The sequence below is a fragment of the Burkholderia sp. TSV86 genome (assembly GCF_001522865.1).
Taxonomy (GTDB): domain Bacteria; phylum Pseudomonadota; class Gammaproteobacteria; order Burkholderiales; family Burkholderiaceae; genus Burkholderia.
Genome location: NZ_LOWB01000104.1, coordinates 34,467 through 52,092, shown reverse-complemented (window position 1 = coordinate 52,092; position 17,626 = coordinate 34,467). Strand labels below are relative to the sequence as shown.

The window sequence follows — 17,626 nt, the reverse complement described above, 5'->3', positions numbered from 1 at the left end:
CCGCTCATGCATCACCACCGAACCGACCATCATGACCGAACCGACCCAACCGCAGGCCGCAGTCGCGGCGGACGAAAACCTGATCATCGCGGAGCGCCGCGACAAGCTGCGCGCGCTGCGCGAGCAAGGCGTCGCGTACCCGAACGACTTCCGGCCGACCCACCACGCAGCCGATCTGCAAGCCGAACACGCCGATGCCGACAAGGAAGCGCTCGAAGCAAAGTCCCTTGAAGTCGCGATCGCCGGCCGGATGATGTTGAAACGCGTGATGGGCAAGGCGAGCTTCGCGACCGTGCAGGACGGCTCGGGCCAGATCCAGTTCTTCGTCACGCCCGCCGACGTCGGCGCGGACACTTACGAAGCATTCAAGAAGTGGGATCTGGGCGACATCGTCGCCGCGCGCGGCGTGCTGTTCCGCACGAACAAGGGTGAGCTTTCGGTGAAGTGTACGGCGCTGCGGCTGCTGTCGAAGGCGCTGCGCCCGCTGCCAGACAAGTTCCACGGCCTCGCGGACCAGGAAATGCGTTACCGCCAGCGCTACGTCGATCTGATCGTCACGCCGCAAACGCGCGCGACGTTCCGCGCGCGCACGAAGGCGATCGCGTCGATCCGCAAGTTCATGAGCGACGCCGAATTCATGGAAGTCGAAACGCCGATGCTGCATCCGATCCCAGGCGGCGCGGCGGCCAAGCCGTTCGTCACGCATCACAACGCGCTCGACATGCAGATGTTCCTGCGCATCGCGCCGGAGCTGTATCTGAAGCGCCTGATCGTCGGCGGCTTCGAGCGCGTATTCGAAATCAACCGGAATTTCCGCAACGAGGGCGTGTCGCCGCGCCACAATCCGGAATTCACGATGATGGAGTTCTACGCTGCGTACACCGATTATCGTTGGTTGATGGATTTCACCGAACAACTGATCCGCCAGACGGCGATCGACGCGCTCGGCACCGCGACGTTCCAGTATCAAGGCCGCGAACTCGATCTGTCGAAGCCGTTCCACCGGCTCACGATCACGCAGGCGATCCAGAAGTACGCGCCGTCCTACACCGACGCTCAGCTTGCCGATCCCGCCTATCTGCGCACCGAACTCAAGCGGCTCGGCGTGGACGCGTCGCAGCCGGCGTTTCTGAACGCGGGCATCGGCGCACTGCAGCTTGCGCTCTTCGAGGAAACCGCCGAGTCGCAGCTCTGGGAACCGACCTACATCATCGACTACCCGGTCGAGGTATCGCCGCTCGCGCGCGCTTCGGACACGGTGCCCGGCATCACCGAGCGCTTCGAGCTGTTCGTCACCGGCCGCGAGATCGCGAACGGCTTCTCCGAACTCAACGACCCGGAAGATCAGGCGGCCCGCTTCAAGAAGCAAGTCGAGCAAAAGGACGCGGGTGACGAAGAAGCGATGTATTTCGACGCCGACTATATCCGCGCGCTCGAATACGGCATGCCGCCGACCGGCGGCTGCGGCATCGGCATCGACCGCCTCGTGATGCTGCTCACCGACAGCCCAACGATCCGCGACGTGCTGCTGTTCCCGCATCTGCGCCGCGAGGACTGACGGCGGCGGCTTGCAGCGCCGCGCCCGGCCGGCCGATCGTTCAGTTGCCTGATCGCCCGGCCGGGCGGCCCGCCGTCCGTCCGTTCGACACCGGCGATTCGCCCGCCTGGCGCAGCCGCTTTTCGCTTCACCTGCGCCACTTTTTGCTCCACCGCCACCGTGTGGCGCAAAGCCGCGCCCCCTTCAGCGTGGGCAGAACCTCGCCGTAAGCGCGTCAGCGGCGCTCGAATCCCCCCAAACGCCCAATCCGCCGCCTACCTGATCGCGTGCTTTGTAACCACTGGTTAAAGCACGGCCGTCGCACGCGTCTTGCGCTCCGTCCCTTTCAGCGCGCCGCCATTGCCGCAGCGGCCCGTGCGCGCATTTGACGGTGTTTGACACCGAAGTTTCCACAGCGAATCGTTACAACTTGAAACGGCGCGCCCATAGCGGATGATCGACACTTGACTGCAGAAAATAACGCACGTCCGTGCGCGTCAGGAGAGTCGAAAATGGACAATCAAAACACCGCTACTACGCAGCAACGTCAGCGCCTCCATCCGCTCATCGCTACCGCCGCGGGCGCGGTCATCATCGCCAGCCTCGCGGCAACGGCCGCCGTCACGGGCCTGTTCCCGAAAGCGAGCAGCACCGCCGAGCAGAATCCGCAAACGCAGGCCGCGCTGATCGCGTCGCAACCGGCTGTCGATACGGCCGCCGCGGCAAGCGCCGCGCTCGCCGCTCAAGCGCAGCAGCAGGCCGCCCAGCAAGCCGCGCAGCAACAACGCCAAACTGTCGCGCAGGCCGCACCTCAACAGCCGGCGCGCCACACGCCGCGCAAGCACAACACGGCCGCCGCACCGCAGCCGCAATATGCGCAGCAGCCGTATTCGCCGCAACCGTCGCAGGCGTCTTACTGCTCGAGCTGCGGCACCGTCGCCGCCATCGTGCCGGTACGCAGTGCCGGCACCAGTTCGGGGCTTGGCGCGATCGGCGGTGCGGCGGCGGGCGGCTTTGCCGGCAACCAGTTCGGCCACGGAAACGGCCGCGCGGCAATGACGATCCTTGGCGCACTCGGCGGCGGGCTCGCCGGCAATGCAATCGAAAAACAGGTTCGCAGCGAAACCGATTATCAGGTGCGAGTGCAGATGCAAGACGGCTCGACGCGCACCTTTACGTACCGCAACCCGCCGCCGTTCGGCCAAGGGCAGCGCGTGCGGGTCGAAAACGGCACACTGGTCGGCGCCTGATCAGCGCACCGCGCGAGCGGGGCGGTATGAAAAAACGGCTCGTGAAGCGATCGCTTCACGAGCCGTTTTTCTTTACGCATGATTCGATTTCGCTGCGACCCGCCGCCGACGCAACGCCGTGCGAGCACCGCTCGGCAGCCATATCCGTTCGCGTGTGCGCGTGGGCCGTGCGCGCGAACGTTGCAGACATCTGCCCACATGCGCGAACACTCGCCCGACCGCACTTCAGCACTTCAGCACTTCAGCACTTCAGCACTTCAGCACTTCAGCACTTCAGCACTTCAGCACTTCAGCACTTCAATCGTCGTCGACATCCGATTCGTCGATCCAATACGTCTGGATCGCTTCGAGAATTTTCTCGCCGGAGCGATTCGGATCGTCGTCGAAGCCGTCAAGCGCGAGCACCCACTCGCGCAGCTCGGTAAAGCGGACAGTCCTCGGATCGACGTCCGGATGCAGTTCTGCCAGCGCAATCGCGATCTCGCGCGAATCGGTCCATTTCATCGCCGTCTCTCCTTGCGCGTCATCAGTGATTTTCTTTCGCGTGATTGATCGAGTACTTCGGGATCTCGACCACCAGATCCACATCGTCCTTCACGATCGCCTGGCATGACAAGCGCGACGTAGGCTCAAGCCCCCACGCCTTGTCGAGCAGATCGTCCTCGTCCTCCTCGGACGGCTCGAGTTCGTTGAAGCCCTCGCGGATAATCACGTGGCAGGTCGTGCATGCGCACGATTTCTCGCATGCATGCTCGATCTCGACGCCATTGTCGAGCAGATTGTCGCAGATGCTCTTGCCGGGCACGGCGTCGATCACCGCGCCGTCCGGGCACAGTTCGACGTGCGGCAGTACTACGAGTTGAGGCATGTTGGTTCCGTTCGTTGCGCTAGGCGCGGCCGGCTCGGCGCGCAGCCGCGCGGGTTCGTCGTCGCGCCGCGCGGCCCGCGGCGTCAGCCCGGCCGCGCGGCGCAGCGTATATCAAATCTCGTCGAGCTTGCGGCCGGCGAGCGCCCGCTTGATGCTCTTGTCCATCCGGCGCGCGGCGAACTCGTCGGTGCCCGCGGCGAGCGCCTTGGTCGCCGCGTCGATCGCGTCCGTATCGTCGCCCGTCGCAAGCGTGCGCAGTGACGTGACGAGGCCGTCGATCGCCGCGCGCTCGCCCGCCTCGAGCAAATCGCCGTCGGCGTCGAGCGCGGCCTGCGTCGCATCGACGAGGCGCTGCGCGTCGACCTGCGCTTCGCGCAGCGCGCGTGCGCGCATGTCGACTTCGGCCGCGCTGAAGCTGTCCTCGAGCATCCGCGCGATGTCGCTGTCGGCCAAACCATACGACGGCTTCACGACCACCGACGCCTCGACGCCCGAGCCCTGCTCGCGCGCGAACACCGACAAAAGGCCATCCGCGTCGACCTGATACGTGACGCGAATGCGCGCCGCCCCCGCCGCCATCGGCGGAATGCCGCGCAACTCGAAGCGCGCGAGCGACCGGCAATCGGACACCAGCTCGCGCTCGCCCTGCACGACGTGAATCGCCATCGCGGTCTGGCCGTCCTTGAACGTCGTGAAATCCTGCGCGCGCGCGACGGGAATCGTCGAATTGCGCGGAACGATCTTCTCGACGAGACCACCCATCGTCTCGACGCCGAGCGACAGCGGAATCACGTCGAGCAGCAGCCAATCGTCGCCGCTGCCGCGGTTGCCGGCGAGCAGGTCGGCTTGAATCGCCGCGCCGAGCGCGACCACCTGGTCCGGATCGAGATTGACGAGCGGCGGCTGACCGAAGAATTCCGCCACCGCTTGCCGAATCACCGGCATGCGCGTCGCCCCTCCGACGAGCACGACGCCCTTGATGTCGGCCGCCGTGACCTGCGCGTCGCGCAGCGCCTTGCGGGTCGGCCCGAGCGTCCGCTGCACGAGTGGCTCGGCGACGGTCGCGAACGTATCGCGCGAGATCGCCTGCGCGAGCGTCGCGCCCGTCGACAGCGTCACGTCCAATTTCACGTCCGGCGCATCCGACAGCGCCTCCTTCGCGATGCGCACCCGGTCGAGCAGCAGGCGCACGTCTTCGGGCGCGAGCGTCTTCGCATCGATGTTCGCGCGCGCGAGCACATGATCGAACAGCGCATGGTCGAAATCGTCGCCGCCGAGCGCCGAATCGCCGCCCGCGGCGAGCACTTCGAACACACCCTTCGTGAGCCTCAGAATCGACAGATCGAACGTGCCGCCGCCCAGATCGTAGACCGCGTAAAGCCCCTCCGCGCCGTTGTCCAGCCCGTAAGCGATCGCCGCCGCGGTCGGCTCGTTCAGCAGGCGCAGCACGTTCAGCCCCGCGAGCCGCGCGGCGTCCTTGGTCGCCTGGCGCTGGGCGTCGTCGAAATACGCGGGCACGGTGATCACCGCGCCGACCAGTTCGTCGCCAAGCGTATCCTCCGCGCGCTGGCGCAACGTCGCGAGAATCTCGGCCGACACTTCGACCGGGCTCTTCACACCGTCGACCGTGCGAATCTGCACCATGCCCGGCGCGTCGACGAATTCGTAAGGCGCATTCGCCGCGCCCTCGACTTCCGCCTTGCCGCGGCCCATGAAACGCTTGACGGACACGATCGTATTGCGCGGATCGCGCGCCGCCTCGGCTTTTGCCGTATGACCGATCCGGCGGCGGCCGTTCTCGAGATAGCGGACGACGGACGGCAGCAACACCCGCCCCGCTTCGTCGGGCAACGCTTCGGGAATACTGTTGCGCACCGCGGCGACGAGCGAATGGGTCGTGCCGAGGTCGATGCCGACGGCGAGCCGCCGCTGATGCGGCGCGGGCGCCATGCCGGGTTCGGAAATTTGCAGTAAAGCCATCTTCAGTTCGATGAGGGGCGTAGCCCTCGTTGCATCGCGCGCGTGAAGCCGGGGTGCCGCGCGCAGTTAGTATCGCGGCCGCGCATCCGCGGCCGTTGTTGCGGCTGCGACTGGAGAGCGCAGCCGGGCATCGCAGCCGGGCATCAGCGCTCGAGACGCTCGATCTGCGCGCGGATCTCCGCCGTCACGCGCTCGACGAACATCAACTGCCGCACCGCCTCGGCTGCCCCCTGGTCGGCGCCGCTATCGACGAGCGCGGCGAGTTTCGCGATCCGCGCGCGCCGCTCGTCGCGCAGCTCCGCAAGCAGCGCGTCGAGTTCGCCGACATGGCTCGCGGCGGCCGCATCCTCGATGCGCTCACGCCACTCCATTTGCTGCATCAGGAACGCCGGCTCCATCGCCGTGTTGTTCTCGGCGCCGACCTCTACGCCGCGCAGCGCAAGCAGATACGCCGCACGCTTGAGCGGATCGCGCAGCGTCTGGTACGCCTCGTTCGCGCGCGCCGCCCATTGCATCGCGACGCGCTTTTGCGCGTCGCCCGCCGCCGCGAAGCGGTCCGGATGCACCTGCGACTGCACGGTGCGATAAGCGGCATCCAGCGCCTGCTCGTCGAGCGCGAATTGCGCCGGCAGGCCGAACAAATCAAAGTGGCTGTCTTTGAGCGAAACCATCGCGTGTCGCAATCGTGCAGGATTCGTTGTCGATCGCGCGGCCCAACGCCCGCTGTCGCGAGCCGTTGCGCCGCCCATTAAAAAGGCGGCCCGCGCCGCCTGTTGCCGCGCCGTATGGAATCGTCGTCAGACGCGGAACGACTCGCCGCAGCCGCATTCGTCCTTCACGTTCGGGTTGTTGAACTTGAATCCCTCGTTCAACCCTTCGCGCGCGAAGTCCAATTCGGTGCCGTCGATATACGCGAGGCTTTTCGGATCGACGACGACTTTCACGCCATGGCTCTCGAACACTTGATCCTCGGCGGCAAGCTCATCAACATATTCGAGCTTGTACGCAAGCCCCGAGCAGCCGGTCGTGCGCACGCCGAGCCTCAGGCCCAGCCCCTTGCCGCGACGCGTCAGATACTTCTGCACGTGTTGCGCCGCTTTTTCGGTCAGTGTGATTGCCATAATGTCCTTCGCCGCGCGCAGCCGGGCCACGCGCGTATTGCGTTCAAACTCAAACGTCGTCCGTCCAACCCGCCGCGCCGTCAGCGCACACAGAGCCTGCCTGCACCACCGGCTCATCGCGCATTGCCCACAGCGCCTATCCCGGCGCTTGCCCGCAACGCACGGCCAGCCGGCGCGCAGCGCATAGCCGGCCTCACGCAGCGGCTTTGTCGCCTTGCGCCGCGCCCGCGTGACGCTGCTTGTAGTCGGCAACGGCCGCCTTGATCGCGTCTTCGGCGAGGATCGAGCAGTGAATCTTCACCGGCGGCAGCGCCAGTTCCTCGGCAATCTGCGTGTTCTTGATCGCGAGCGCCTCATCGAGCGTCTTGCCCTTCACCCATTCGGTGACGAGCGAACTCGACGCGATCGCCGAACCGCAGCCATACGTCTTGAACTTCGCATCCTCGATCACGCCATCCGCGCCGACGCGAATCTGCAGCTTCATCACATCGCCGCACGCGGGCGCGCCGACCATGCCGGTACCCACCGCATCGTCGTCCTTCGCGAACGAACCGACGTTACGCGGATTTTCGTAGTGATCCAGAACCTTGTTGCTGTAAGACATGACTCAAACTCCTTGCATTTCGTCCGTGCGGCGCGCTTTTCGCTCAGCGTCCGCGATAAACCGCTCAACCCCGCGCCGCGCTCAGTGCGCCGCCCATTCGATCGTCGACAGATCGATGCCTTCCTGATGCATTTCCCAAAGCGGCGACAAATCGCGCAGCTTCGCGATCTTGCTCTTCAGCAGTTCGATCACGTAGTCGACTTCCTGCTCCGTCGTGAAGCGGCCGACCGTGAAGCGGATCGAGCTGTGCGCGAGTTCGTCGTTGCGGCCGAGCGCGCGCAGCACATACGACGGCTCGAGCGAGGCCGACGTGCACGCCGAGCCCGACGACACCGCGACGTCCTTGATCGCCATGATCAGCGACTCGCCTTCGACGAAATTGAAGCTGATGTTCAGATTGTGCGGAATCCGGTGCTCGAGGTCGCCGTTCACATAGGTTTCCTCGATCTGCGCGAGACCGCGCAACAGCTTGTCGCGCAGCGCGCGAATCCGCTCATTCTCGGTGGCCATCTCTTCGCGCGCGATCCGGAACGCCTCGCCCATCCCGACGATCTGGTGCGTCGGCAGCGTGCCCGAACGCATCCCGCGCTCGTGGCCGCCGCCGTGCATCTGCGCTTCGATGCGCACGCGCGGCTTGCGGCGCACGTACAGTGCGCCGATGCCCTTGGGGCCGTAGGTCTTGTGCGCGGAGAACGACATCAGGTCGACCTTCAGCTTGGCGAGGTCGATTCCGACCTTGCCCGTCGCCTGCGCGGCGTCGACGTGGAACACGATGCCCTTCTCGCGACAGATTTCGCCGATCGTCTCGATATCCTGGATCACGCCGATCTCGTTGTTCACGAACATCACCGACACGAGAACCGTATCCGGGCGCAGCGCGGCCTTGAATGCGTCGAGATCGATCAGGCCGTTTTCCTTCACGTCGAGATAGGTCACCTCGAAGCCTTCGCGCTCGAGCTCGCGGCACGTGTCGAGCACCGCCTTGTGCTCGGTCTTCACCGTGACGATGTGCTTGCCCTTGCCTTGATAGAAATGCGCGGCGCCCTTGATCGCGAGATTGTCGGACTCGGTCGCGCCGGAAGTCCAGATGATCTCGCGCGGGTCCGCGTTGACGAGCGCCGCCACCTGCTCGCGCGCCTGTTCGACCGCGCGCTCGGCATCCCAGCCGTATGCGTGGCTGCGCGACGCCGGGTTGCCGAACTGCTCGCGCAGATACGGCACCATCTTGTCGACAACGCGCGGATCGACAGGCGTCGTCGCGCTGTAGTCCATATAGATGGGCAGGTGGGGAATCTCGTTATTCATCTGTCGCTCCGGGTATGCGTGTTCTGTGCGGGACTGTTCGTTATGCTCGCCGCGGCCTTTCGCGCGCGGCGGCGGTCATGAGTTCGCGATATTGAAAACCGAATTCGGGCCAAGCGGAATCGAGCGGACCGGCTCGACGCCCGCCGTGGAGGGCTCGGGCTTGCGCTTGTCGCGCAACACCGCCGGCGAGCCTTCGCACGCGCGCTGCTGATCGACGAGATCCTGCAGCGACACCGAATCGAGATACTCGACCATCTTCTGATTCAGCGTCGACCAAAGCTCGTGCGTCATGCAGTGGCCGTTGCGCTGCTTCGTGCCGTCGCACGCGCCCTTACCGCCGCATTGCGTCGCATCGAGCGGCTCGTCGACCGCGATGATGATGTCGGCAACCGTCACGTCCTGCGCGCGGCGCGCGAGGTTGTAACCGCCGCCCGGCCCGCGAACCGATTCGACGATTTCATGCCGGCGCAGCTTGCCGAACAATTGCTCAAGATAGGAGAGTGAAATCCGCTGGCGCTGGCTGATGCCTGCAAGCGTCACCGGGCCATGCTCCTGGCGCAGCGCCAAGTCGATCATCGCCGTAACGGCGAAACGGCCTTTCGTGGTGAGTCTCATGGTATTGAATGGGCAGCAATCTTGACGATTTTTGTCAAGTATAAATATTCGACAAAATCAGTCAAGTATCCCTATCTCCAAAAGGGTGGAAAGCAACATCGAAAATGCTTCAATGCCGGTGCGGCACGCCGGCGCGTAGGCTGCCGAGAAGACCGCCGCACGCAGCCTCGCACTGATCGAGCACCTGCTCGAAACCCTGCGAGCCGCCGAAATAAGGATCGGCGATTTCGCGCGACGCCCCGTCGCCCGCGTATTCCATCAGCAGCCGAACCTTGCCCCGATACTGCGGTGGGCAGCGCTTTTGCAGCTCGGCGAGATTCGCGGCATCCATTGCGAGCACCAGATCGAAGCGCTCGAAATCGGCCGGGCCGATTTGCCGCGCACGCGATTTCGAAAGATCGTAGCCTCGCTGGCTTGCCGCCTGCTGCGCACGCGCATCGGGCGGCTCACCGACATGCCAGTCGCCGGTGCCGGCCGAATCGACGGTGATCGCGCCATCGAGCCCCGCTGCCGCGACTTGATGCCGCATTACCCCTTCGGCCGTGGGCGAACGGCAGATGTTGCCGAGGCAAACGAAACAGATCGCGACGCTTTTCATCACGCGGCCAGAATTGTGCGGCGCACCGCTCGAATGGAGAACGCGGCATTATACAAACGCCCGCCGATTCCCGCTCGCAACGGCGCGCGCATTACAGCGCCTTCGGCGTCACGAGCGCAGCGCCTTGCGACGCGGCGGGAAGCGGCTGCGACGCGTCGTCGACGAACCCATACGACACGGTGCGCGCAAGCTCGGCCGACGCATCGCGCACGACGGCGCCCGCGCGCGGTGATCCAACGTCGGACAAATGCAGATAAGCGGCGGCGGCAAGCGGCACAACGATCGCAAGCGGCCAGTACATCGATATTGTCTTTTTCATGATGCGACCTCACTCGACTCGCGCATTGGGCGTCGCCCAATGTCAGCATGTCGACATTCTATAAACCGTCTCTATCAAGATAAATCCACGAATAGCGAACGCAGTGTTGTCACCAAGTGAACAGTCACGCGTGCGTGCGGTCGCGAGCGGTCGGTGGGTATTCGGCTGCGCGCGGAATTTCACGCATCGCGCACCCGCGCCATATCCAGTTAGCGCGCCGGCCCGGCCCTGCCACGGCGCAAACAGCGGGCACGCCAATACGCCGTCGCAGGCGAAGACTTCCTCGAATGCCTTCCGTTCTTTTCACAATACGAGATACAATCGTCGCATTCCTGTATTCTTGATGCGTCAATCGATTCACGACGATGAGCAACCCAAACCCGGATTCCAAAACGTCGATCCAGGTGATCGAGCGGATGATGCGGCTCCTCGATGCGCTCGCCGCGCACAGCGATCCGGTCAGCCTGAAGGAGCTTGCGCAGCGCACCGAACTCCACCCTTCCACCGCGCACCGGATCCTGAACGACATGGTTACCTGCCGCCTCGTCGATCGTTCCGATCCCGGTACGTACCGGCTCGGCATGCGCCTGCTCGAACTCGGCAATCTCGTCAAAGCCCGGCTGTCGGTGCGCGACGCGGCGCTGATGCCGATGCGCGAATTGCATCGACTGACCGGACAGACAGTCAACCTGTCAGTCCGGCAAGGCGACGAAATTGTCTATATCGAACGCGCGTATTCGGAGCGCTCCGGCATGCAGGTCGTGCGCGCGATCGGCGGCCGCGCGCCGCTGCATCTGACTTCGGTCGGCAAGCTGTTTCTCGCCGCCGACGAAACCTCGCGGGTGCGCGCGTATGCGACGCGCACAGGGCTTGCCGGCCACACCCAAAACAGCATTACCGATCTGCCGAAGCTCGAGCGCGAACTCGCGCTCGTGCGCCAGCAAGCATGCGCGCGCGACAACGAGGAACTGGAACTCGGCGTGCGCTGCATCGCGGCCGGCATCTACGACGACACGGGCAAGCTCGTCGCGGGGCTATCGTTGTCCGCTCCAGCCGACCGGCTTCAGGACGCGTGGCTCGGCCAACTCAGCCGCACCGCGCTGACGATTTCCGAATCGCTCGGGTATCACCCCGAAGCGCTGAAGGACGCGGATACGCTCACGCAAAAACAAGCATAACCAGGTTGATCAGCAGCGAAAGCCCGGGCACGCGCCTAGGCAGCTGATTGCCGTGAGCGGCCGCGCGCGACGCCCAGCCCAAGCAAAAGCCCCGCATTCGCGGGGCTTTTCATCAAGCGATCACGCGCCGCCGCCGGCTCAGGTGCCCGCCGTCGTGTTCACCGCGGTGAGACGCTCGCCGCCGCCGTTGTCGAGCCAATTGCGCACGCGCGACGCATCGGCAAAACGCGAATACTTGCCGAACGAATCGAGCAGCACCATCACGATCGGGCGGCCGTGAATCGTCGTCTGCATCACCAGGCATTCGCCCGCTTCGTTGATGAAGCCCGTCTTCTGCAACCCGATATCCCATGACGCATTACGCACGAGCGCGTTCGTGCTGTTGTACGCGATCGTGCGCTTGCCCGTGTACACCTCATAGCTGCGATCAGTCGAGAAGTTGCGGATCAACGGATATTGGTAAGCGGCATTCACCATCTTCACGAGATCGCGCGCGGTCGATACATTCGCACTCGACAAGCCCGTCGAATTCTCGAAATGCGTGTCGGCCATTCCGAGCGCCTTCGCCTTCGCGTTCATCGCCGCGATGAACGCCGGACGGCCGCCCGGATAGTAGCGCGACAGCGCGGCCGCCGCGCGGTTCTCCGAGGCCATCAGCGCGATGTGCAGCATATCCTCGCGCGACAGCACCGAGCCGACCGACAAGCGCGAGCCCGTGCCTTTCTCGTAATCGCGATCTTCGTCGGTCACTTCGATCTGATCGGTCAGCGGCGACTTCGAATCGAGGACGACCATCGCGGTCATCAGCTTGGTGATCGACGCGATCGGCACGACCGCGTGCGAGTTCTTATCGAACAGCGGCTCGGACGAATTCTGATCGACGACATACGCGACGCCCGAGCGCAGCGCGAGCGCATCCGGCGTGTCATGCAGGCCGAACGCCTGGCCGACCGACGGCTGGCGCGGCTGGAACGCAACCCGGCGCACGCCACCGTGGTGACGGCCGCCGGCCGCGAGCGTCATCCGCTTGCGCGAGCCGCTCGCGCGCGCCGTATCGGCCGACGCAACGCGCTGCGACCTCTTCGCCACGCTCTTCTTCTTGCCTTTCGCGCTATGTGAAGTCTTTGTCGCGGCAAACGCGTCCGCGGGAGCGACAGCAGCCGCTGACGCCATCAACGTGATGGCAACCGAAACGGCAGTGCTGAGCGCGACGCTCTGCATCATCCTGAGCGGGGCAAATAATTGGGCTTTCATTGGGGTCCGAACAAAACGGCGAGGAAATTTTCGCCAGTGTATTAAAAGCTCAAAAAAGAAGCAATATTAGGCACTTACCGATCTTCGTTAAACCGAAATGTAAGAATTGATTACACCAAGCCAATCGGCACGCGCTGCCTCATCGAAAAATACGATGGCCCACGCATGACGCCCGCTGCCCGCGGCAGCTATGTGCGCTGCCGTAGGCGTTCGGCATATCGGTCTGCGATCGGCAAACAACTTGAGGCGGGAAAATCGTGATGTTGCCGGCAAAACAGATGCGACGGCCCGCCGGCAGGCGCGACGGCGAGTGCAAAACCCGCCCCGCGCAGAAAACGATGAGCGCTTCGACCAATTAAACCGTTAAACGTTCCGCTTCGTTGTTTGGTTTACTTGACGTATCGCAACGGTGCAGCCGTGTTGCAGCGCCCCGTATTGAATCATAGCGCGCAGCAATTGGAATCGATTCCATTCAAACAGCACAACTCTTTGTTTTGTCTATAAATTATCTATTTTGTGCGGCGCACAAAATACTTGACTTTCCATTTTGGCGCTCTACAATATGCTCCATTGCTGCGTTGCACAAAGCTGTTTTGAGCATTCGTTCACCAAAGTTGTGCTTGTTGTCCCCACGATCGACTACCCCTTCTTCAGGAGCATGAAAATGTCTTTTCTGACCCCCGAGCAAATTGCCGCCGCACAGAAAGCCAACATCGAAAATCTCTTCGGCCTGACGTCGAAGGCATTTGAAGGTGTCGAGAAGCTGATCGAGCTGAATCTCCAAGTCGTGAAGTCGACGCTCGCGGAAAGCCAGGAAAATGTGCAACGCGCGCTGTCCGTGAAGGACGCGCAAGAGCTGCTCGCCCTGCAAGCAAGCCTGACGCAGCCGATCGCCGAGAAGGTGCTGTCGTATGGCCGCCATCTGTACGAAATCGCGTCGGCCACGCAAGCCGAGTTCGCGAAGGTCGCCGAGGCGCAATACGAAGAGCAAAACCGCAAGGTTCAGGCGCTGGTCGACAATGTCGCGAAGAACGCGCCGGCCGGCTCGGAAACCGCCGTCGCAGCGCTGAAATCCGCGATCAACGCCGCGAACACCACTTACGAAACGGTGCAGAAGGCCGCCAAGCAAGCGGTTGAAATCGCGGAAACGAACTTCAACGCCGCCGCCGCTGTCGCCACCAAGGCCGCCAGCAATGCCGCCGCCGCGTCGCGCCGCAGCACCACCACGAATAAGCCGGCGTAAGCGTCTCTGGTTGACGTCTTCTGCTTGAATGGGAAAAGCCGCGCGAATATGCGCGGCTTTTTTCATTGCGCAGCCGCCACGGCCGCGATGCTCGCTGCGCGCCGTCTTCGTGCGTGGTCCGCTCTCGCATTGCAAAAAATGGCGCCTCCCGTTGCCGGAAGGCGCCATTTCTCTTGCTGCGGCGGCAACGCCGCCTAGCGGCGTTTACTTTTTGCGCTGCGGCGGCAGGTCGGTGCAAACGCCTTCATACAGCTCGGCGGCCATTCCGATCGATTCACCGAGCGTCGGATGCGGATGGATCGTCTTGCCGATATCCTCCGCGTCCGCGCCCATCTCTACCGCGAGGCACACTTCGCTGATCAAATCACCCGCATTCAGGCCGACGATCCCGCCGCCGATCACCCGATGGGTTTGCTCGTCGAAGATCAGCTTCGTGAAGCCCTCGTCGCGGCCGTTCGCGATTGCCCGGCCCGAGGCGGCCCATGGGAACACTGCCTTGCCGTACTTGATCCCTTCGGCCTTGCACTGATCCTCGGTCTTGCCGGCCCATGCAACTTCCGGATCGGTATACGCGACGGACGGAATCTGCAGCGCGTCGAAATACGCTTTCTCGCCGTGCGCGGCTTGCGCTGCGACATGGCCTTCGTGCACTGCCTTGTGCGCGAGCATCGGCTGACCGACGATGTCGCCGATCGCGAAAATATGCGGGACGTTCGTGCGCATCTGCTTGTCGACCTCGATGAAGCCGCGCTCGGTAACAGCCACGCCCGCATTCTGCGCGCCGACATTCTTGCCGTTCGGACTGCGGCCGACCGCGACGAGCACGAGGTCGTAACGCTGCGCGTCCGCCGGCGCCTTCTCGCCCTCGAATTGCACGTAGATGCCGTCCTCCTTGGCTTGCGCGCCGACCGTCTTGGTCTTCAGCATCACGTTGCCGAAACGCTTCGCGTTGTATTTTTCCCAGACTTTGACGAGATCGCGGTCCGCGCCCATCATCAGCCCGTCCATCATTTCGACGACGTCGATTTGCGCGCCGAGCGTCGAGTAGACGGTCGCCATCTCGAGACCGATGATCCCGCCGCCGATCACGAGCATCCGCTTGGGCAACTGGCGCAGTTCGAGCGCCCCCGTCGAATCGACGACGCGCGGATCGTCCGGCATGAACGGCAGCTTCACCGCCTGCGAGCCCGCCGCGATGATCGCCTGCTTGAAGCGGACCACCTTCTTGCCGCCTTGCGTCTGCACTTCGAGATGATGCGGATCGACGAACGCGCCCACGCCCGTCACCACCTCGACCTTGCGCGCCTTCGCCATGCCGGCCAGCCCCGTCGTCAACTTCTTGACGACCCCCGCCTTGAAACCGCGCAGCTTGTCGAGATCGACTTGCGGCTTGCCGAACGCAATGCCGTGATCGGCAAGCGCAGCGGCCTCCTCGACGACGAGCGCCGTATGCAACAGCGCCTTCGACGGAATGCAGCCGACGTTCAAGCACACGCCGCCCAGCGTCGAATAACGCTCGACGAGCACCGTCTTCATGCCGAGATCGGCCGCGCGGAAAGCGGCCGAATAGCCGCCGGGGCCCGCGCCGAGCACAAGCATGTCGCACTCGATATCGGCGGCGCCGCCGTAGCTGCCCGCTTCGGGCGCCAAGGCCGGGCGCGCGGCCGGCGCGGGCTGCGCGGCGGCCGCGGGCTTCGCCGCTTCGGGCGCCTTCGCGGCCTCGGCCGCCTCCACGAGCGCGATCACCGTGCCCTGCGACACTTTATCGCCCGCCTTGACCTTGATTTCCTTGACTGTGCCGGCCACATCGCTCGGCACTTCCATCGACGCCTTATCGGACTCGAGCGTGATGAGCGTCTGCTCTTTTTCGATCGCGTCGCCGGGCTTGATATTCACTTCGATGACGTCGACGCCGCTGAAATCGCCGATGTCCGGCACCTTGACTTCGATGAGACTCATGAACTGTCCCCTACTTGTATGGGCTTCCTACCGTACCGACAGAGCGACGGCGCGCGGTGCGCGAGCCGCCGAGCGGCTCATGCGCGCCGCGCGCCGTCATGCTCATCAAAGAATCACGCGGCGGAAATCGCCGAGCAGCGACGCGAGATACGCGTTGAAGCGCGCGGCTTGCGCGCCGTCGATCACGCGGTGGTCATACGACAGCGACAGCGGCAGCGTGAGGCGCGGCGCAAACTGCTTGCCGTCCCACACCGGCTTCATCGCACTGCGCGACAGGCCGAGGATCGCCACTTCGGGCGCGTTGATGATCGGCGTGAAATGCGTGCCGCCAATGCCGCCGAGCGACGAGATGGAGAAGCAGCCGCCTTGCATCTGATCGGGCTTGAGCTTGCCTTCACGCGCCGCCTTCGACAGCTCGCTCATTTCCTTCGCGATGTCGACGAGGCCCTTCTTGTCGGCGTCGCGAATCACCGGCACGACGAGGCCGTTCGGCGTGTCGGCGGCAAAACCGATGTGGTAGTACTGCTTGAACACCAGGTTGTCGCCGTCCAGGCTCGCGTTGAACGCCGGGAATTTCTTGAGCGCCGCGACGACCGCCTTGATCACGAACGCGAGCATCGTGAACTTCACGCCCGCCTTCTCGTGCTCCTTGTTCAACTGCACGCGCAGCGCTTCCAGCTCGGTGATGTCCGCCTCGTCGTTGTTCGTCACGTGCGGGATCATCACCCAGTTGCGATGCAGGTTCGCACCGGAGATCTTCTTGATCCGCGACAGCGGCTTCGCTTCGGTCGGACCGAATTTCGTGAAGTCGATCTTCGGCCATGGCAGCAGGTTCAGCTCGCCACCGCCCGCGGCCGCTGCGGCCGCGGCGGCGGGCGCCGAGCGCTGGCCCGTCATCACGCCCTTCACGAACGCGGTGACGTCTTCCTTCGTGATTCGGTTCTTGGGCCCGCTGCCGGTGATGCGCGACACGTCGACACCCAGCTCGCGCGCGAACTTGCGCACCGAAGGCGACGCGTGGCTGGCGCGATATTCGCCGCTCGCGGCAGGTGCGGCAGGCGCTGCTGCGGGCGCAACCTGCGCCGCGGGCGCCGCGGGCGCCGCGGCCGGCGCGGACACCGGCGCGGCAGCCGGTGCAGCCTGAGCCGGCGCGCCTGCTTGCGGCGCGCCCGCGGCCGCGCCGCCCGCTGCTTCGAGCACGACGATCAGCGTGCCTTCGGACACCGTATCGCCGACTTTCACGCTGATTGCCTTGACGACGCCGGCAGCCGGGCTCGGCACATCCATCGTCGCCTTGTCCGATTCGAGCGTGACGAGCGATTGCTCCTTTTCGACCGTATCGCCGACCTTCACCGCGATCTCGATGACCGGAACGTCCTTATAGTCGCCGATGTCGGGCACCTTCACGTCGACCGTGCCGCCCGCGGCCGGCGCGCTCGCGGCGCTCGCCGCGGGTGCGGCCGGCGCCGAAGCCGGCGCAGCGGCAGCCGGCGCGGTCGCGCCGTTCGGCTGCGATGCGCCGGCCGCCGGCGCGCCATCGAGCAGCACGATCAGCGAACCCTCCGACACCGCGTCGCCCACCTTCACCTTGACTTCCTTGACCGTGCCGCCAACAGGGCTCGGCACGTCCATCGTCGCCTTGTCCGATTCGAGCGTGACGAGCGACTGCTCGGGCTCGACCGCATCGCCCGGCTTCACCAGCACCTCGATGACGGGGACATCCTTGTAATCGCCGATATCCGGCACCTTGACTTCGATCGCTTGACTCATCTGTTCATGTCTCCAGTCGATCGGC

General features: G+C 64.4%; 17 protein-coding genes. 4 read left to right on the top strand and 13 right to left on the bottom strand.

Going from position 1 to position 17,626, the window contains the following annotated elements; all coding sequences use genetic code 11:
• Nucleotides 1–31: 31 nt before the first annotated feature.
• Together lysS and WS68_RS18180 are read left to right on the top strand one after the other, a co-directional pair.
• Complete coding sequence (gene lysS / locus WS68_RS18185) at nucleotides 32–1,558, top strand: lysine--tRNA ligase (RefSeq protein WP_059572116.1); 1,527 nt, start codon at nucleotides 32–34, stop codon at nucleotides 1,556–1,558.
• A 491-nt stretch (nucleotides 1,559–2,049) separates the two neighbouring features.
• Complete coding sequence (locus WS68_RS18180) at nucleotides 2,050–2,787, top strand: glycine zipper 2TM domain-containing protein (RefSeq protein WP_059572115.1); 738 nt, start codon at nucleotides 2,050–2,052, stop codon at nucleotides 2,785–2,787.
• A gap of 297 nt (nucleotides 2,788–3,084) precedes the next feature.
• Here WS68_RS18180 and iscX read toward each other — a convergent pair whose 3' ends face one another.
• The 10 genes from iscX to WS68_RS18130 all read right to left on the bottom strand — a co-directional run bounded on the left by iscX (nucleotide 3,085) and on the right by WS68_RS18130 (nucleotide 10,179).
• Nucleotides 3,085–3,291 (bottom strand): Fe-S cluster assembly protein IscX, encoded by a 207-nt coding sequence (gene iscX, locus WS68_RS18175; RefSeq protein ID WP_059572114.1) that lies wholly within the window; start codon nucleotides 3,289–3,291, stop codon nucleotides 3,085–3,087.
• 22 nt (nucleotides 3,292–3,313) lie between these two features.
• Nucleotides 3,314–3,655: an ISC system 2Fe-2S type ferredoxin gene (fdx, locus tag WS68_RS18170; RefSeq protein WP_059572113.1), complete on the bottom strand. Its 342-nt coding sequence runs from the start codon at nucleotides 3,653–3,655 to the stop codon at nucleotides 3,314–3,316.
• Between the two features lie 111 nt (nucleotides 3,656–3,766).
• Nucleotides 3,767–5,635: a Fe-S protein assembly chaperone HscA gene (hscA, locus tag WS68_RS18165; RefSeq protein ID WP_059572112.1), complete on the bottom strand. Its 1,869-nt coding sequence runs from the start codon at nucleotides 5,633–5,635 to the stop codon at nucleotides 3,767–3,769.
• A gap of 143 nt (nucleotides 5,636–5,778) precedes the next feature.
• Nucleotides 5,779–6,306, bottom strand: coding sequence for a Fe-S protein assembly co-chaperone HscB (gene hscB / locus WS68_RS18160; RefSeq protein ID WP_059572111.1), 528 nt, complete (start codon nucleotides 6,304–6,306; stop codon nucleotides 5,779–5,781).
• 126 nt (nucleotides 6,307–6,432) lie between these two features.
• On the bottom strand, nucleotides 6,433–6,756 hold the full coding sequence (iscA, locus tag WS68_RS18155) for an iron-sulfur cluster assembly protein IscA (RefSeq protein WP_059572217.1): 324 nt from the start codon (nucleotides 6,754–6,756) through the stop codon (nucleotides 6,433–6,435).
• Between the two features lie 193 nt (nucleotides 6,757–6,949).
• The gene (iscU, locus tag WS68_RS18150) at nucleotides 6,950–7,360 is read right to left on the bottom strand and encodes a Fe-S cluster assembly scaffold IscU (protein ID WP_059572110.1); all 411 of its coding nucleotides are present in this window, start codon (nucleotides 7,358–7,360) and stop codon (nucleotides 6,950–6,952) included.
• 81 nt (nucleotides 7,361–7,441) lie between these two features.
• The gene (locus WS68_RS18145; RefSeq protein WP_059572109.1) at nucleotides 7,442–8,665 is read right to left on the bottom strand and encodes an IscS subfamily cysteine desulfurase; all 1,224 of its coding nucleotides are present in this window, start codon (nucleotides 8,663–8,665) and stop codon (nucleotides 7,442–7,444) included.
• A 75-nt stretch (nucleotides 8,666–8,740) separates the two neighbouring features.
• Nucleotides 8,741–9,280 (bottom strand): Fe-S cluster assembly transcriptional regulator IscR, encoded by a 540-nt coding sequence (gene iscR / locus WS68_RS18140; protein WP_059572108.1) that lies wholly within the window; start codon nucleotides 9,278–9,280, stop codon nucleotides 8,741–8,743.
• A gap of 109 nt (nucleotides 9,281–9,389) precedes the next feature.
• Nucleotides 9,390–9,878: a low molecular weight protein-tyrosine-phosphatase gene (locus tag WS68_RS18135; protein WP_059572107.1), complete on the bottom strand. Its 489-nt coding sequence runs from the start codon at nucleotides 9,876–9,878 to the stop codon at nucleotides 9,390–9,392.
• A gap of 91 nt (nucleotides 9,879–9,969) precedes the next feature.
• A complete protein-coding gene (locus WS68_RS18130; RefSeq protein WP_442857176.1) occupies nucleotides 9,970–10,179 on the bottom strand; it encodes a hypothetical protein in 210 nt (69 codons plus the stop codon).
• A 383-nt stretch (nucleotides 10,180–10,562) separates the two neighbouring features.
• Here WS68_RS18130 and WS68_RS18125 point away from each other — a divergent pair, with 383 nt between their 5' ends.
• Nucleotides 10,563–11,375 carry an IclR family transcriptional regulator gene (locus tag WS68_RS18125; RefSeq protein ID WP_059572105.1) on the top strand — a complete coding sequence of 271 codons (813 nt, stop codon included), beginning with the start codon at nucleotides 10,563–10,565 and terminating at the stop codon, nucleotides 11,373–11,375.
• 138 nt (nucleotides 11,376–11,513) lie between these two features.
• On the opposite strand, the gene pbpG is transcribed toward WS68_RS18125, so the two are convergent.
• Nucleotides 11,514–12,629 (bottom strand): D-alanyl-D-alanine endopeptidase, encoded by a 1,116-nt coding sequence (pbpG, locus tag WS68_RS18120; RefSeq protein ID WP_059572104.1) that lies wholly within the window; start codon nucleotides 12,627–12,629, stop codon nucleotides 11,514–11,516.
• A gap of 664 nt (nucleotides 12,630–13,293) precedes the next feature.
• Here pbpG and WS68_RS18115 point away from each other — a divergent pair.
• Nucleotides 13,294–13,872, top strand: a complete 579-nt coding sequence (locus WS68_RS18115; protein WP_059572216.1) for a phasin family protein — start codon at nucleotides 13,294–13,296, stop codon at nucleotides 13,870–13,872.
• A gap of 204 nt (nucleotides 13,873–14,076) precedes the next feature.
• Here the strand turns inward: WS68_RS18115 and lpdA are convergent, their stop codons facing one another.
• Both lpdA and aceF read right to left on the bottom strand, forming a co-directional pair.
• Entirely contained in the window at nucleotides 14,077–15,831 is a 1,755-nt protein-coding gene (gene lpdA, locus WS68_RS18110) for a dihydrolipoyl dehydrogenase (RefSeq protein WP_059572103.1), read from the bottom strand.
• 105 nt (nucleotides 15,832–15,936) lie between these two features.
• A complete protein-coding gene (aceF, locus tag WS68_RS18105; RefSeq protein WP_059572215.1) occupies nucleotides 15,937–17,601 on the bottom strand; it encodes a dihydrolipoyllysine-residue acetyltransferase in 1,665 nt (554 codons plus the stop codon).
• Nucleotides 17,602–17,626: the final 25 nt, after the last annotated feature.

Excerpts from the sequence above, each read along its gene's own strand:
- lysS (WP_059572116.1), top strand. The coding sequence starts at position 32 with ATGACCGAACCGACCCAACCGCAGGCCGCAGTCGCGGCGGACGAAAAC.
- WS68_RS18180 (WP_059572115.1), top strand. The coding sequence starts at position 2,050 with ATGGACAATCAAAACACCGCTACTACGCAGCAACGTCAGCGCCTCCAT.
- iscX (WP_059572114.1), bottom strand. The coding sequence starts at position 3,291 with ATGAAATGGACCGATTCGCGCGAGATCGCGATTGCGCTGGCAGAACTG.
- fdx (WP_059572113.1), bottom strand. The coding sequence starts at position 3,655 with ATGCCTCAACTCGTAGTACTGCCGCACGTCGAACTGTGCCCGGACGGC.
- hscA (WP_059572112.1), bottom strand. The coding sequence starts at position 5,635 with ATGGCTTTACTGCAAATTTCCGAACCCGGCATGGCGCCCGCGCCGCAT.
- hscB (WP_059572111.1), bottom strand. The coding sequence starts at position 6,306 with ATGGTTTCGCTCAAAGACAGCCACTTTGATTTGTTCGGCCTGCCGGCG.
- iscA (WP_059572217.1), bottom strand. The coding sequence starts at position 6,756 with ATGGCAATCACACTGACCGAAAAAGCGGCGCAACACGTGCAGAAGTAT.
- iscU (WP_059572110.1), bottom strand. The coding sequence starts at position 7,360 with ATGTCTTACAGCAACAAGGTTCTGGATCACTACGAAAATCCGCGTAAC.
- WS68_RS18145 (WP_059572109.1), bottom strand. The coding sequence starts at position 8,665 with ATGAATAACGAGATTCCCCACCTGCCCATCTATATGGACTACAGCGCG.
- iscR (WP_059572108.1), bottom strand. The coding sequence starts at position 9,280 with ATGAGACTCACCACGAAAGGCCGTTTCGCCGTTACGGCGATGATCGAC.
- WS68_RS18135 (WP_059572107.1), bottom strand. The coding sequence starts at position 9,878 with ATGAAAAGCGTCGCGATCTGTTTCGTTTGCCTCGGCAACATCTGCCGT.
- WS68_RS18130 (WP_442857176.1), bottom strand. The coding sequence starts at position 10,179 with ATGTACTGGCCGCTTGCGATCGTTGTGCCGCTTGCCGCCGCCGCTTAT.
- WS68_RS18125 (WP_059572105.1), top strand. The coding sequence starts at position 10,563 with ATGAGCAACCCAAACCCGGATTCCAAAACGTCGATCCAGGTGATCGAG.
- pbpG (WP_059572104.1), bottom strand. The coding sequence starts at position 12,629 with ATGAAAGCCCAATTATTTGCCCCGCTCAGGATGATGCAGAGCGTCGCG.
- WS68_RS18115 (WP_059572216.1), top strand. The coding sequence starts at position 13,294 with ATGTCTTTTCTGACCCCCGAGCAAATTGCCGCCGCACAGAAAGCCAAC.
- lpdA (WP_059572103.1), bottom strand. The coding sequence starts at position 15,831 with ATGAGTCTCATCGAAGTCAAGGTGCCGGACATCGGCGATTTCAGCGGC.
- aceF (WP_059572215.1), bottom strand. The coding sequence starts at position 17,601 with ATGAGTCAAGCGATCGAAGTCAAGGTGCCGGATATCGGCGATTACAAG.